This is a genomic window from Sphingobacterium suaedae, from assembly GCF_042684625.1.
Taxonomy (GTDB): domain Bacteria; phylum Bacteroidota; class Bacteroidia; order Sphingobacteriales; family Sphingobacteriaceae; genus Sphingobacterium; species Sphingobacterium suaedae.
This window is the reverse complement of sequence record NZ_JBHULR010000005.1, coordinates 29,618-44,402: the sequence shown is the minus strand read 5'-3', so window position 1 is coordinate 44,402 and position 14,785 is coordinate 29,618. Positions and strand designations below refer to the sequence as shown.

At 40.6% G+C, this 14,785-nt stretch carries 13 protein-coding genes; 5 read left to right on the top strand and 8 right to left on the bottom strand.

Going from position 1 to position 14,785, the window contains the following annotated elements:
- Positions 1-49: 49 nt before the first annotated feature.
- From ACFSR5_RS12965 to ACFSR5_RS12945, 5 genes are all read right to left on the bottom strand, one after another.
- A complete protein-coding gene (locus ACFSR5_RS12965) occupies positions 50-3,796 on the bottom strand; it encodes an ATP-binding protein (RefSeq protein ID WP_380904445.1) in 3,747 nt (1,248 codons plus the stop codon).
- A 166-nt stretch (positions 3,797-3,962) separates the two neighbouring features.
- Positions 3,963-4,742 carry a succinate dehydrogenase/fumarate reductase iron-sulfur subunit gene (locus ACFSR5_RS12960; protein WP_380904837.1) on the bottom strand — a complete coding sequence of 260 codons (780 nt, stop codon included), beginning with the start codon at positions 4,740-4,742 and terminating at the stop codon, positions 3,963-3,965.
- A 54-nt stretch (positions 4,743-4,796) separates the two neighbouring features.
- The gene (locus ACFSR5_RS12955) at positions 4,797-6,731 is read right to left on the bottom strand and encodes a fumarate reductase/succinate dehydrogenase flavoprotein subunit (protein ID WP_380904443.1); all 1,935 of its coding nucleotides are present in this window, start codon (positions 6,729-6,731) and stop codon (positions 4,797-4,799) included.
- Between the two features lie 48 nt (positions 6,732-6,779).
- Positions 6,780-7,553, bottom strand: a complete 774-nt coding sequence (locus tag ACFSR5_RS12950) for a succinate dehydrogenase cytochrome b subunit (RefSeq protein ID WP_380904441.1) — start codon at positions 7,551-7,553, stop codon at positions 6,780-6,782.
- 183 nt (positions 7,554-7,736) lie between these two features.
- Positions 7,737-8,327, bottom strand: coding sequence for a porin family protein (locus tag ACFSR5_RS12945; protein WP_380904439.1), 591 nt, complete (start codon positions 8,325-8,327; stop codon positions 7,737-7,739).
- Between the two features lie 65 nt (positions 8,328-8,392).
- Here ACFSR5_RS12945 and ACFSR5_RS12940 point away from each other — a divergent pair, with 65 nt between their 5' ends.
- The 5 genes from ACFSR5_RS12940 to msrA all read left to right on the top strand — a co-directional run bounded on the left by ACFSR5_RS12940 (position 8,393) and on the right by msrA (position 10,859).
- Entirely contained in the window at positions 8,393-8,608 is a 216-nt protein-coding gene (locus tag ACFSR5_RS12940) for a hypothetical protein (RefSeq protein WP_380904437.1), read from the top strand.
- A gap of 2 nt (positions 8,609-8,610) precedes the next feature.
- Positions 8,611-8,952, top strand: a complete 342-nt coding sequence (locus tag ACFSR5_RS12935) for a tRNA-binding protein (RefSeq protein WP_380904435.1) — start codon at positions 8,611-8,613, stop codon at positions 8,950-8,952.
- 1 nt (position 8,953) lies between these two features.
- Positions 8,954-9,430, top strand: coding sequence for a nucleoside deaminase (locus tag ACFSR5_RS12930; protein WP_380904433.1), 477 nt, complete (start codon positions 8,954-8,956; stop codon positions 9,428-9,430).
- A 94-nt stretch (positions 9,431-9,524) separates the two neighbouring features.
- A complete protein-coding gene (locus tag ACFSR5_RS12925; protein WP_380904431.1) occupies positions 9,525-10,133 on the top strand; it encodes a superoxide dismutase in 609 nt (202 codons plus the stop codon).
- 66 nt (positions 10,134-10,199) lie between these two features.
- Positions 10,200-10,859 (top strand): peptide-methionine (S)-S-oxide reductase MsrA, encoded by a 660-nt coding sequence (msrA, locus tag ACFSR5_RS12920; protein ID WP_380904429.1) that lies wholly within the window; start codon positions 10,200-10,202, stop codon positions 10,857-10,859.
- 119 nt (positions 10,860-10,978) lie between these two features.
- On the opposite strand, the gene recA is transcribed toward msrA, so the two are convergent.
- From recA to ACFSR5_RS12905, 3 genes are all read right to left on the bottom strand, one after another.
- Entirely contained in the window at positions 10,979-12,004 is a 1,026-nt protein-coding gene (gene recA / locus ACFSR5_RS12915; RefSeq protein ID WP_380904427.1) for a recombinase RecA, read from the bottom strand.
- Positions 12,005-12,079: 75 nt separating this feature from the next.
- Complete coding sequence (nth, locus tag ACFSR5_RS12910; RefSeq protein WP_380904425.1) at positions 12,080-12,733, bottom strand: endonuclease III; 654 nt, start codon at positions 12,731-12,733, stop codon at positions 12,080-12,082.
- A gap of 326 nt (positions 12,734-13,059) precedes the next feature.
- Positions 13,060-14,682, bottom strand: coding sequence for a S8 family peptidase (locus ACFSR5_RS12905; protein ID WP_380904423.1), 1,623 nt, complete (start codon positions 14,680-14,682; stop codon positions 13,060-13,062).
- Between the last annotated feature and the right edge of the window lie 103 nt (positions 14,683-14,785).

Here is a 14,785-nt window from a genome sequence, read left to right as displayed (position 1 = left end):
CCAAAGTCGCTGTTTCTTTTTTTAGCGTATGATAGAAATTATATAGTAATCAAACTCCCCGATAAATAGGTAACGTGATGATAAATGTGGTTCCCATATTCGCTTTGGTAATGAATTCAATTTTACCGCCTATGCCCGTTACTGTTTGTTTGACAAATGCTAGTCCTAAACCCGTTCCTGAGCTTTTTGTCGTAAAATTCGGCTTGAAAATGTTTGGAAGGACATCCTCTGAAATCCCATATCCATTGTCTTGTATAAGTACTTGTACAACATTTTTGCTTTCATAGCTCAGGGCCACGTTAATTTTTATTTTTTTTCGGCCCATGCTGGCTTCAATCGCATTTTTAAAAAGATTGTTGAAGGACCGTAATATTTGATCCCGGTCACCCAGGATTTGAATATCTTTATCGTCTGTTTCATTCGTCAAGACAATAGAGGTATTGGATGATGTATTGAAAAGGTTCATGACTTTCAAAATCTCTGCTACCAAATTTATCTTTACCAAATTTGTTTCAGGCAATTTTGCAAACGCAGAAAACTCTGTCGCGATTTTTGATAAACTATCTATTTGTTCAATAATTGAATTGGATATTCGGTGGAACCTTTCCGCAAATCGAGCGTCTCCTTCGTTATGTGAGCGAATCAGTTGCTGGATACCTAATTTCATCGGTGTAAGGGGATTTTTTATCTCGTGGGCAACCTGCTTCGCCATTTCTCGCCATGCTTTCTCCCGTTCGGCGTCCCGAAGCTGCTTTGCGCTTTCCTCCAACTTGATCAACATATAGTTGTATTCTTTAATGAGCATTCCTATTTCGTCGTTTCGTTCCCAGTATAACGGTTCGTTGATCTTGTTGGATAATTGTGTTTCGGCAAGTTTTTGACGAACAATATCTAATGGCTTGGTAATTTTACTAGACAATGCAACTGCGATAAATCCAAAAAGGATAATAATAAATGTGTAGATATTCAGAATGGTATTAAGTAACAAGTTTTTGCTGGCCGTAGCATCTTTTTCTGTCGTATAGTAGGGTATATTTAAGTAAGCGATGGTCTTATATTCCTCATTTTTTATCGCGGCATAAGCCGATGAAAATCTAAAGTTGGAAATGCGCTCTTGTTCATATGCCTCGGACTTACGCAGGACGGCAAGTTTGTTGAGCGCATCCGGATTGATATATTCCGAAATTAGTTTCAGATCGAATATGCGAGGTTGGGAAGAGTAAAGCAGCTTACCATTTTTGTCATACAGATTGAAATTGGTCAATGTCGAAGGGGCCATCTCTTTCAACATACTAATGATGGTCATGCCAAAATCGTCACGGATACCCGTAATGCTGTTTTCCAATTTTTTTGTTACTTCCGCGATCTCCTTTAGCCTATTGGCGGATGTTGTTTCTTCAAGCTGACGATTGATACTTATAAATGCGATAGCACCGGAGATAAATATACCAAGCAATACAGACATAATAACTAATGTCTGGATACGCGTACTATATTGTATACTGTTAAAAAGCATGCGGAAATGGTATCGGATCCTATTCCAGCGAAACGATTTGTCGAAGATGGTTTTGATCAGATAATTGGTTACATTGAATACGCCGAAAAAAACTAATAGGATGATAAATACAATGGATGCTAAAGCGAGGTATTCCCAGAGCGTAGTCTTTTGCTTGCTAAGTACGATCGTCGTGTATTGATCAGGCTTAAATGCAAGATGCAAAAAGCGCTCATTGCCTTTTATGTTGATATATTTCCCCAGCTCGTTAGGGATATCGAGATCATTCTCCGGATAGTTGTAAGTGCCGTATTGCGTCACCAAGTTATGACCTTTGTACAGGGCATAAGAGTTATTCTGAAAAGCGTCAAATTGCCAAGCTGACCCTTTGTTGTCCGAAAGTACATCTGGATAGGGTAATAGCGTGCTGTACGAGAGATTCTTCAGGTTTAGATAGATGTGAAAAAACTTATCGGGATCATTTTCATAGGGAATGGAGAGATGGGTGAAGTATTCGTGCGTACCCAGTTCACTTCTTAACCGATAGAAATTGGTTGTAAATGGGATTTTAATGGCACTCTTGATCACCTTTTCGCGGTATTCAGCAGCTTTATCCGAGATATAGTTTTCTAAAGGTCGGCCTTCGTTATCGTAATAGTAGACTTGGAATTCGAATTTTGATAAATAACCGCTTAGATAGCGTGTCTTGATGTAGTCAGTTATATAAGATATATCGTTTCCCCCCCTGTTCAAATTTAGCAGCTTTTCTAACTTATAGTCGATGTTGATATTCTTTTCAACATCGATGAATAAGGATACTGCGTTCACATCATCCTCTGCTAATAGATGAGAAACAGACTGTTTCATGCCGTCAATCTTTTTTATCCGGTTATAGTGGTTGTATGAGATGACCGAGATGGCTGATAGCAATAAGATTGTAGTAATAAATATGGAGAGTCTATACGGCGTGGAAAAATTGTAGGTCTTGTAAGTTCGAAGAAATATCAGAATGCCAAATAGTATGCAGAAGAAGACGCTGAATCCAATGACGGCAGTGACGATCAATGCGACTACCAAACAGATCAGTTCAATGTTGAGCATGATCGTAATATCCTTCAGGAAATAACGCACCATCTGCACTATGCTGTCGGCATACAGGATGAGGGTGGTGACATTGAAACAGAATAGAAGAATACACAGCCAGCCGTATAACCCGAGATTCAAAATCTTCGTAAAGTCATTTTCATAAATAGGTGAATGTGTCAGCAATGTTCCTAAAAAGTAAAACATGATTTGTGAGATCACATAAATGCTGGAAATACCTAATATGGAAACAATGATAGAGCAATTCCTGCGTTGGGCACAAGCCGGGACAGGCAGTTTTTTTTGCACAACTTTTGTAAAGCAGATAAGCCAGAAGATACTACCTGTCGTCATGAGATAGGACCAGATGTTTGGCAGAAACTCATTATAGGCATAGTATTTTGGGTCGAAAAGTTCGAGGCTCGAATGCACAGAAAGCCAGTTCGATTTAAGATCAATGAGTCTTACTAATATTAAGATGGCGGCAAATAATAGAATTCCCAACCAAGCGCGGCCATTTTTTGCAAAATGGAGACAGATGCTATTCGTCAAAATGATTAAGCAGATCAACGCGGAAACCCAACAAAAGAATTGCAAGTTGATATAGATGTTGTCCTTTTTGCCGCTCCTTAATTTAACGGAGAATAGATAGTTGTTGTCTTTACTGTAAATATTTCTAATATTGTCGTTGTCATCGTATTGTGCGATTTCTATATTTCTAACGTCGATAGAGGATAAAAAGTTATTGGAAAGATATTCATTGGTTGTTTCAAAATTACGTTTGATTGGAACCAATGCAACGACAGATATACCATGATTTAACTCCTTCTTCTTTACCAAAAAGGAACGATTCTCCGATTGGAGATAGGAGGTGTTACTACGTAGGCCTACGTCGCTTACGGGCACATATATATTTGTAGACCAATGAACAAGCTGGTTCTCGCGGTAGACATAAAAGAAAATAGCTTCTTTTGAGATATCATCTGTTAGTTTAGCTACCTGAACTGGATACTTTTCAACGTTTTGAAACGTTTTGAGTGTAAGACTGTCACTCCATATCTCGTCGATTCTGTCTTCGAACCCATGAATCTTTCGAGTTAGTTTCCTTTCATCGAGCTCGAGCATATCGTCATCCGTAATGGTGAAGTGGATGGTGATTGCAGTACCGATCAAAGAGAGGGTTAAAATTAATAGTAAGAATCGAATCTTTGTTAACATGTACGTCTCTTTACGCAAAAGTGTAAACTTAGATAAATTTAGCTTGATATACAATATAATCGGTGGTATGCATATCAAATATTGAGCCATCTGGAGTCAATAGCTGCAAAAAGAAAAAAGCCCCGTTAACAAAAAATAACGAGGCTTTCTTTATACCGTAAGCGATTTAGTTGTGTGTATGCACGTCTTCTTCGCGGAAAAATTTTGCGGTAAAATACTCACGATTCATTCTCGCGATATTTGATAATTTAATACCTTTAGGACATTCAGCTTCGCAAGCTCCGGTATTTGTGCAGTTTCCAAATCCTTCTGCATCCATTTGATCCACCATAGCTTGTGCACGTTCATAACGTTCGGTTTGTCCTTGAGGAAGTAAAGCAAACTGTGAAATTTTTGCCGAAACGAATAACATGGCTGATGCATTCTTACAAGCGGCAACACATGCTCCACATCCAATACACGTTGCAGATTCAAACGCTTCGTCTGCAATTCGTTTTGGAATCGGGATTGTATTAGCGTCGGGAACTCCTCCTGTATTCACATTGACGTAACCACCAGCCTGTTGAATACGATCGAAAGCCGTGCGGTCCACTGCTAGATCTTTTAAGACCGGAAATGCCGCTGCTCTCCAAGGTTCAATAACGATCGTTTGTCCATCGTGAAAAGAACGCATGTGTAACTGACAGGTGGTAATACCATATTTTGGTCCATGCGGACGACCGTTGATGACTAATGAACACATGCCACATATACCTTCACGACAGTCGTGATCGAAGTAAATGGGGTCTTCTCCCTGGCGGGTTAGGTCTTCGTTAACGACGTCGAGCATCTCTAAAAAAGACATATCATCAGCAATGTCTTTCGCTTGAATAGTCACGAATTGACCTTTGGATTTATCATTTTTTTGACGCCAAACCTTTAGCGTTAAATTCATATGTTGTGCCATGATAATATTATTAAGCAATGATGAGCGGGCTTTATCCAAAACCCACTCCATATACTATTTATAACTTCTTTGTGTTAATTTGACGTTTTCGAAAACTAACTCCTCTTTATGCAATGCTTCCGGTTGGTTTTCACCTTTAAATTCCCAAGCCGAAACGTATGCAAAGTTCTCATCGTCCCGTTTTGCTTCGCCCTCTTCGGTTTGAGATTCCAACCGGAAATGACCTCCACACGATTCGCTGCGGTTTAACGCATCGTCTACCATCAATTCACCGAGCTCTAAGAAGTCTGCCACACGTCCAGCTTTTTCCAAAGACATGTTTAGCTCCTCATTTTCCCCCAGTACTTTGGCGTCTGACCAAAACTGTTTTTTCAACTCTTGAATTAATCCTTTGGCTTTTGTTAAACCATCTGCTGTACGCGCCATACCGCAGTACTCCCACATAATCTTACCAAGTTCTTTGTGGATATCATCCACCGTTTTTGAGCCTCTTAAGCTTAATAGTGTGTTGATCTTACCCTCAACTTCTTTACGGGTTTCTTCGAATGCAGGGTGATTTTTATCAACAGGAGCGAAACTACCCAATTTTGCTAAGTAATCGCCTACGGTGAACGGTATAACAAAATATCCGTCTGATAAACCTTGCATTAATGCCGACGCGCCTAAACGGTTTGCGCCGTGGTCGGAGAAGTTACATTCGCCCAAGGCATATAGTCCAGGAACAGTCGTCATTAAATTATAGTCAACCCAAACACCACCCATGGTGTAGTGAACTGCTGGATAGATACGCATGGGTTGCTCATATGGATTCTCGTCTGTAATTTGATAATACATATCGAACAAGTTGCCATACTTCGCTTCTACAGTATCTTTACCTAAACGCTTAATAGCGTCCGCAAAGTCTAAGAATACTGCAACGCCTGATTTTCCGACGCCACGTCCGTCGTCAACCATTTCTTTGGCATTACGAGATGCAACATCACGAGGTACTAAGTTACCGAATGACGGGTATTTTCTTTCTAAGAAATAATCGCGATCTTCCTCTTTAATATCAGCAGGTTTCAACTCTCCTTTACGTAATTTAGCCGACACTTCTTGAGTTTTTGGTACCCAGACGCGCCCATCGTTACGCAACGACTCAGACATTAATGTCAATTTGGATTGGTGATCACCTGTCACCGGAATACATGTCGGGTGAATCTGTGTGTAGCAAGGATTAGCAAAGAAAGCGCCGCGTTTGTGAGCTCTCCATGCCGCCGTTACGTTACAGCCCATGGCATTAGTAGATAGGAAAAATACATTTCCATACCCTCCTGTACAAAGCAACACAGCGTGTCCTTCATGTGCTTCCACTTTGCCCGTTACTAGATCGCGGGTGATTATACCGCGTGCATGTCCGTCGATCTTCACTAAATCCAGCATTTCATGCCGCGTATACGATTTTACTTTTCCTTTCTTGATTTGACGGTTCAGCGCAGAATAAGCTCCGAGTAACAATTGCTGTCCTGTTTGACCACGGGCATAGAATGTACGGGATACCTGTGCTCCACCGAAGGAACGGTTGTCTAACAGACCTCCGTATTCACGTGCGAAAGGTACACCCTGCGCCACACACTGGTCAATAATATTGACAGAAACTTCAGCAAGACGATAGACATTCGCTTCACGCGCACGGTAATCTCCTCCTTTTATGGTGTCGTAAAATAGGCGAAACACAGAGTCTCCGTCATTTTGATAATTCTTTGCCGCATTGATGCCTCCCTGAGCAGCGATCGAGTGCGCGCGGCGAGGGGAATCTTGGTAACAAAATGTCTTAACATTGTAGCCTAGTTCTGCTAAGGAAGCGGCTGCTGAAGCTCCAGCCAAACCCGTACCCACAACAATGATCGTGAATTTACGTTTGTTCGCTGGATTTACCAACTTCATCTCAAATTTATGTTTTGACCATTTCTCGGCTAAGGGGCCTGCTGGTACTTTTGAATCTAACATATTTTAAATAATTTATATTTAACAGATATGAACACTATATCTTAAATATTATTTAACGAAATAAAAATATAACGGCATTAAAGCAAATGCGATTGGAATGATAACACCGAATACCCACACACCTAAAAATTCAATAATAGGTACATATTTTTTATGCGATACTCCAATTGTTTGGAACGCAGACTTAAATCCGTGGATTAGGTGGAATGCTAGAGCAGCCATTGCAATGACATATAAAATAACTAAGCCGACATTTTCGAACGCGAAATCTACTTGCCTGTATAAATCGCGAGCTTTTACGATTTCAATGTTGTTTTCCACCGTTACTTGGTAGTCGTGAAAATCGTTAGCCTGTAATTCTTGGGACGTGGTTTTTCCTGTTGCTAAGTCCGTGCGATATTCAATGTAAGGGACTTGATCGTTATGGTATTTCCACCAGAAGTTTTGCATATGCGTCGCCAAAAAAACCAAAATGACGGTACCTAGAATCCCCATATTACGTGAGTTCCATTTGCTATTTGCTTTCCCGTCATATTGTGCATAACCGACAGGACGTGCCGCTCTGTTTTTTAATGTTAAAACCAGCGCATAAATGGCGTGGATAACAATGGAAGCATAAAGTAGGTAAGAAACTACTTTAATTGGGGTGAAGTGCGTCATAAAATACGCATAGTTGTTAAAGGCGTACCCTTCGTCGTTTTTAAATAACTGCAAGTTACCAATCAGGTGAACTATGAGGAATGTACATAGAAAAATCCCCGTTAAGCTCATGATTAGTTTTCTTCCCAGTGAAGAACTTAAAACTGGCTTTGAATTACTCATTATCCTTGATATTTTATATTGATTCGCAAATCTATTTATTTGTTAACAGAAATCTGACAATCCACAATAAAATCGAATAATTTAGAACAATTCTAATCAAAAAAAACCTTGCTGGGTAATACAGCAAGGCCTTTGTAAAAATTTAAGTAGGGAAAATTAAAGTTATACCTAATATTTAGACTCTTATAAGAATGCAAATCCGACACCAATCGTCCACATTCTGATTTTTTGATCATAGTTACTGTTTTCGTTCAGGTTGGTCAAGCCATGTTCATAACGTAAGTCTACAGTAAATTTACTGATATCTGCTCCGATACCTCCAATAATACCCGTAGAGGTCTTTTTATATTTGTCCCAATCCGTCGCCGTAGTGAAGTTTACTTTGCCATCTTGGGCAAATGAGAATACAGGGCCGGCTTGAATACGGAAACCAATAGGACCTAATCCGATCTTGGTACCTAGCAAAACAGGCACATCGAAACTCTTGAACGTCGCATCGCCATCTTCTCCTTCAGCTTGCGTGTATTCGATTCCCACTTTCTTACTTGCATAATATGCTTCCGGTTGTACGTGGAATCCAGCGATACCAACACGTCCCCATAAACCAAGCTGGAAACCAGTCTTTGTGTCTGAGTTGAACATCTTCCCTTCTGAACTTAAGCTGGAAAAGCCAAGTGCGCCTTTTACACCCAGTTTAAACGTTGGGAGCAATTGTGCTTGCGAAAAGCCAACAGCAACAAGCAAACAAATTAAAGTAAGTAGAGATTTTTTCATTTGAAAAATATTTGTTTATTTTATTACATTACAATAATAACGTATTTATTTTAATATTCGGTATAATGAGTTCACTAAAAATATCTGCCGCGGATTGGGATATCCTGAAGATTAAGTTGCAGCGAAAATATAACCACTTGACACCAGATGATCTAATGTATAACCCGGGAGAAGAAGATGCTTTGCTAACTAGGCTGGCAAAACGTTTGCGGCGTAGTCAAGATTACATCATCTTCACCGTCTCGAAAGAGTTGGCAGATTTGTCCTCTAATCGGTTATAAAAATGGGGGAAGAGATTACATGGACGGATTTTGAAAAAGTTGAATTGCGGGTAGGCACCATTTTGGCCGCGTTCGACTTTCCAAAAGCTAGGAAACCCGCCTATCAGCTACATATTGATTTTGGAGAAGCATTTGGTGTTTTAAAATCGAGCGCGCAAATAACACATCATTATAGGAAAGAAGATCTAGTGGGGCGTCAGATTGTGGCTGTGGTCAATTTTCCAAAAAAACAGATCGCTGATTTTATGTCGGAGTGTTTGGTTACCGGGTTCGCAGATGAGGACGGACATATCGTATTAACCGCTGTCGACAGAACCTTGCCGAATGGCGCAAAGCTAATGTAAGATGCGTGTATATCATTTCGAAGAGAGCGGAGCAGAATTTAATGATACAGATGTAGATGTATCGTATATGCGTGAAGCAATAAAGCTTGCACAAAAAGCCTTTGATGCAGATGAGGTGCCAATCGGGGCTATAGTCGTCAGTCAAGGAAAGATTATCGGTAAGGGATATAATTTAACTGAAAGATTACATGATGTGACTGCACATGCAGAGATGCAGGCCTTTACCGCGGCGTCAAACTTTGTAGGAGGTAAATACTTGAAAGACTGTACATTATACGTGACAGTTGAACCTTGTGTTATGTGTGCGGGGGCGTCATATTGGACGCAAATCTCGCGCATTGTATACGGCGCCTCTGATGAAAAGCGCGGATCGTCGAAGTACGGAAAGCTATACCATCCCAAAACGGAAATAGTATCGGGAGTCTTGGCTGAGGAATGTGGTGATCTCATAAAATCATTTTTTCGTAATAAAAGGTAGAAAAATGCTGGATTTAATGATTTCGTAAAACCTAAGCTATATTGAAATTGTTATATTCGTGTTATTAATTGTACTAGTAATAAAAATAAATATTATGGCATTTGAATTAGAAGCATTACCATACGCAAGCAATGCGTTGGAACCACACATTGACAAAGACACCATGGAAATTCACCATGATCGTCATCACCAAGCTTATGTTGACAACCTGAACAAAGCGATCGCGGGTACAGATGCTGAGAATTTATCCTTGGAAGAGATCAATAAGAATATTTCTAAATATTCCGCAGCGGTTCGTAACAACGGCGGAGGGCATTTCAATCACAAATTGTTTTGGTCTGTATTGGGCCCTAACACTGGAGGTGAGCCGACAGGTGAGTTGGCCGACGCTATTAATGCTACATTTGGATCTTTCGCGGAATTGAAGACACAGTTACAAAATGCTGGTGCGACTCGTTTCGGTTCTGGCTGGGCGTGGTTGGTAGTAAAAGCAGACGGTCAACTTGCTGTAAGCTCTACTCCGAATCAAGATAACCCCTTGATGGATGTTGCAGAGGTACATGGCACGCCGATTTTAGGGATTGACGTATGGGAGCATGCGTATTATTTGAAATATCAAAACAAGCGTCCCGCATATTTAGAAGCTGTGTTTAACGTAATTAATTGGGATGCAGTGGCAAAGCGCTATCAAGAAGCGAAGTAATACACAATGATGTTGTTCAGGCAGGCGATGGTGATTACTATCGCCTGTTTTAGTTTTTAGAAAAGTATGAAAAATTTAATTCTATATTGGATTCGATCCATATTTGTGTTGGCTAGTGTGTATATTTTTGTGGCTTGTGCACAACCCGCGCCAAAGACAAAGCACATTGGAGAACTCCCCGAACGCACCATTTCAGGTTTGGATACGGCAACGTTCGGAGCGGGGTGTTTCTGGTGCGTCGAAGCGCAGTTTGCTACGCTCAAGGGGGTGCATACGGTGCTATCTGGATATAGTGGAGGGACCGTGGCTAATCCAACGTATAGTCAGGTCTCGAATGGAACCACCGGCCACGCAGAAGTTGTACAAATTGTTTTCGATACAGCTCAGATTTCTTTCGATGAGCTACTTGAAGCGTTTTTTATAGCACACGACCCTACGCAATTGAACAGGCAGGGAAACGACGTTGGAACACAATACCGCTCCGTCGTTTTCGTTCATTCGGAGGAACAATATGCAAAATGCACATATTATATTGATAGGCTTAATCAAACGAAAGTATATGATAAGCCCATTGTGACCGTCGTTGAACCGTTTACTATATTTTATCGGGCAGAAGATTATCATCAACAGTATTATGCAAAGAATGGAAAAGATCCTTACTGTACTTACGTAATTAGGCCCAAGATGGAAAAATTTACAAAGGTTTTTAAAGAGAGGCTAAAATAATTAGCTCAAGTTTATTATTGCATAGCACTTGCATGATTAAATGTCTCTAGAAAACAAAAAAGAGGCTGCCACTCGTCGTATGGCAACCTCTCAACAGTATATTATTACGTGTGGATACGCTAATTTTCGTCATTAAAGGCATGTTGGTCGATATCAACTCCGCTTACTTCTGCTCTGATTTTTGCTTCCAGTTCATCGCTTAGATCTGGGTTATCCAATAAGAGCGATTTTACGGCGTCGCGACCCTGTCCCAACTTGGTATCACCATAGCTGAACCAAGAACCTGATTTCTTAATAATACCATACTCTACTCCAAGATCAATGATTTCTCCGACTTTAGATATCCCCTCTCCGAACATGATATCAAACTCTGCAATACGGAAAGGAGGAGCAACCTTGTTCTTGACTATTTTTACCTTCACGCGGTTCCCAGATACTTCATCCGAATCTTTGATTTGTGAAGTCCGGCGTATGTCAAGACGTACAGAAGCGTAAAATTTCAGCGCGTTACCGCCAGTCGTTGTTTCAGGGTTCCCAAACATCACGCCTATCTTCTCACGAAGTTGATTGATGAATATGCAGCAACAGTTGGTCTTGGAGATAGTTCCAGTAAGTTTGCGCAATGCCTGAGACATTAATCTCGCTTGAAGTCCCATCTTTGAATCTCCCATTTCTCCTTCAATTTCTCCTTTAGGAACCAAAGCGGCAACAGAATCGATAACAATAACGTCAATAGCGCCAGACCGAATAAGATTATCGGCGATCTCAAGCGCTTGCTCACCGTTGTCTGGTTGAGAGATGAGCAAATTTTCTACATCTACGCCCAGCTTTTGAGCGTAGTATTTGTCAAAAGCATGTTCCGCATCAATAACTGCGGCTATTCCGCCCTTTTTTTGCGCTTCGGCAACAATGTGAGTGGCCAACGTGGTCTTACCGGATGATTCTGGGCCATAAATTTCGATAATACGACCTTTCGGTACACCGCCAATGCCTAATGCAATATCAAGACCTAAAGATCCTGTAGAAATAGCTTCTATAGGTTCTACCGCTGAATCACCTAATTTCATAATGGTTCCCTTACCATAGGATTTCTCCAATTTATCGAGTGTAAGCTGTAGTGCTTTTAGTTTATCTGTGTTGCTCATATTTTTAGTATTGTTCTGTCAAAAATACAATATTATTTTAGATTACAAAAATTATATTACTAACAATATTAGTTTTTATATTTCTTCCGCTCGGTAGTTCTTTTCAAAGTAGCGACAAAAATAGGTTATGGGGCATTCTTCACATTTGGGCCTACGTGCTAGGCAAATGTAGCGACCATGTAAGATTAACCAATGGTGTGCCACAGCGATCGTTTCTTTGGGAAGGTATTTCACGAGCTGTTTTTCGACCGCAAGGGGTGTAGTTGCGCGGCTTGTTAACCCCAATCGGTTGGCAACGCGGAACACATGCGTGTCCACCGCCATGGCTGGTTGGTTATAGACAACAGAAGATATCACGTTCGCTGTTTTTCGGCCAACCCCGGGAAGTTTGGTTAGCTCTTCAACCTTGTCCGGTACGATGCCTCCGAATTCTTCAATTAACTTTTTCGCCATACCAACTAGATGCTTGGCTTTGTTATTTGGGTAACTAACAGAGCGAATATACACAAATACTTCATCTGCTGTACTGGCTGCGAGAGCGTGCGCATCGGGAAAGCGATCAAAAAGCGCTGGCGTGACTTGGTTGATTCTCTTGTCAGTGCATTGCGCGGACAAAATTACGGCCACAAGAAGCTCATAAGGATTACTATAATTGAGTTCCGTTTGCGCGTCTGGATTATGGGTGGAAAAATAGGCGACAAACGCGTGATATCTTTCTTTTTTTAACATAAAAACAAAGATATTCAAAAGGCATCATAAAAAACAAAGTCTCTAATTTAATTAGAGACTTTGCCATTTTTACTTCCTTAAGCTTTTCGAGAAATTTAAAATATTCTCGATTGTACGCGGACTTGGCTCTTTTACCAATTTCGTAAAACTGGATTTTATGTTTTCTTCAAATATTTCATCTATTTTATCAACCATTGTCACTTGCGCCTCGCTTAATTCTGTATCATGTTCATTCTTTGTAAAGTATTCTACCATAAGCGTTTTTGTTTGTAAGTATATATTAAACGCAAGATAGAAATTTATAGTATATAGAATTTAACATTTTTTTACTTTTTTATTTGAATATAGCGTTCTGCCTCTTCTATGGCTTGTTTCGCATTAACGATTCCGCCTGTAACGCTGATTTCATCGAGGTACACTTTTTTCGTATTCCCGTCTTCTTTAATTTTTACTTTTTCGTCAACTTTGGTGACAGATTTCAAAATGATAGCCTTTACTTCTTTGGCCGATAATGCAGGATAGTACGAGCGAATCATTGCTGCCAAACCAGATACTACTGGTGCGGCCATACTTGTTCCATCCTGTTCTTTGTAAGTAGATCCTGGCATGGTTGAATTGATCTTTACACCAGGCGCAAAAACATCGACCGACTTATATCCATAGTTAGAAAAGCTAGCAAGCAGGTTGTCGTCTAATCCGGACGATGTCGCGCCGACCGTAATCCAGTTACTGGCTTCACCCACAATTGCTTCTAAGCTGTCCGTGTAGTATTTCATCGGATAGTTCTTCACAACGTCGTTATCCTTCGAATCGTTTCCCGCAGCATGTACCAAAAGCACATCTTTCTCTTCGGCGTATTTGATTGCCTCATCCACCGTTTGTTTATTATATACGTACCCTTTGCCGAAACTCATGTTAATGACTTTAGCACCATTGTCTACAGCATAACGAATCCCATTGGCAACATCTTTGTCCCGTTCATCGCCATCTGGAACGAGACGGACAGCCATGATCCGTACATTGTCGGCAACGCCATTGATGCCAACTCCATTTTCGCGTTTTGCTCCAATGATACCGGCCACATGTGTGCCATGATCAGCATCAGGACCTTTAACATCCGGATTTCCATAGTGACGTTCGCTAGCATCGTCATAATTATCGCCGACGATCGAACGGGAATCGTAGTTCTTGTTGAGGTGATATTCTGCCTGAGCACTAAAGTACTTGACTCCCTCTTCTAAATCTTTGTAGAATTTTTCAAATGTCGTCTCTCCCAATTCGCGTTTCGTCATTCGAATAGCCATCTTTTGGCGGTCGGAATTTGGGGTGTAGTTGTCGATGTCGGCTTTCGTAATATCTTTCGGTTCTTTACCTATTTTTTTAACCATGATATCGACTTCCTCTTTGAGTCGTCCATAATTTAGGTTTCCAAAGTTCGCCTGGTCTAGCTTATTTGTGTAGTCACTGATCATCTTTTGATAGGCCACGAACTCTCTTCTTTCCGATTCGCTAAGTGGAGTAGACGGCAACACTGAAATGTATTTTGGCTCATAAATACGGATTAAACGGGTTACCTCCAAATTATCGTACTGCACATTTTCTCCCCGCGCGTTTCCTAGAAAGTTCCATCCATGTACGTCATCTATATATCCGTTGTTGTCATCGTCTTTTCCATTGTTCGCGATTTCTTTTGGATTTGTCCACATGATGTCTTTTAAGTCCTCGTGATTATAATCAACACCACCATCAAGTACGCCGACGATTACCGGAGTCGATTTTTTACCAGCTAAGAGTGGATAGGCCGTTTCCGTACTTATCCCGCGAACGCCGTCCGCCTGGTAATCCAAATTATACCAGTTTTCAGGGTTAGCAGTTTTCGATTGCGCATTCCCTAAAAACGGGACAATACTTAAGCCCACAAGAGCACAAAGTTTCCATGTTCCAATCATATATGTTTTTGTTTCGTCAATAACAAATATAGTGCAACTCTACTGCAGATCTTGTTAAAAAAAGATAAATCCCATACTTTTTACATTAACTTTATAAGTAAAA

Bases quoted from the DNA above. Each gene is read 5' to 3' on its own strand.
- ACFSR5_RS12965 (WP_380904445.1), bottom strand. From the start codon at position 3,796: ATGTTAACAAAGATTCGATTCTTACTATTAATTTTAACCCTCTCTTTG.
- ACFSR5_RS12960 (WP_380904837.1), bottom strand. From the start codon at position 4,742: ATGGCACAACATATGAATTTAACGCTAAAGGTTTGGCGTCAAAAAAAT.
- ACFSR5_RS12955 (WP_380904443.1), bottom strand. From the start codon at position 6,731: ATGTTAGATTCAAAAGTACCAGCAGGCCCCTTAGCCGAGAAATGGTCA.
- ACFSR5_RS12950 (WP_380904441.1), bottom strand. From the start codon at position 7,553: ATGAGTAATTCAAAGCCAGTTTTAAGTTCTTCACTGGGAAGAAAACTA.
- ACFSR5_RS12945 (WP_380904439.1), bottom strand. From the start codon at position 8,327: ATGAAAAAATCTCTACTTACTTTAATTTGTTTGCTTGTTGCTGTTGGC.
- ACFSR5_RS12940 (WP_380904437.1), top strand. From the start codon at position 8,393: ATGAGTTCACTAAAAATATCTGCCGCGGATTGGGATATCCTGAAGATT.
- ACFSR5_RS12935 (WP_380904435.1), top strand. From the start codon at position 8,611: ATGGGGGAAGAGATTACATGGACGGATTTTGAAAAAGTTGAATTGCGG.
- ACFSR5_RS12930 (WP_380904433.1), top strand. From the start codon at position 8,954: ATGCGTGTATATCATTTCGAAGAGAGCGGAGCAGAATTTAATGATACA.
- ACFSR5_RS12925 (WP_380904431.1), top strand. From the start codon at position 9,525: ATGGCATTTGAATTAGAAGCATTACCATACGCAAGCAATGCGTTGGAA.
- msrA (WP_380904429.1), top strand. From the start codon at position 10,200: ATGAAAAATTTAATTCTATATTGGATTCGATCCATATTTGTGTTGGCT.
- recA (WP_380904427.1), bottom strand. From the start codon at position 12,004: ATGAGCAACACAGATAAACTAAAAGCACTACAGCTTACACTCGATAAA.
- nth (WP_380904425.1), bottom strand. From the start codon at position 12,733: ATGTTAAAAAAAGAAAGATATCACGCGTTTGTCGCCTATTTTTCCACC.
- ACFSR5_RS12905 (WP_380904423.1), bottom strand. From the start codon at position 14,682: ATGATTGGAACATGGAAACTTTGTGCTCTTGTGGGCTTAAGTATTGTC.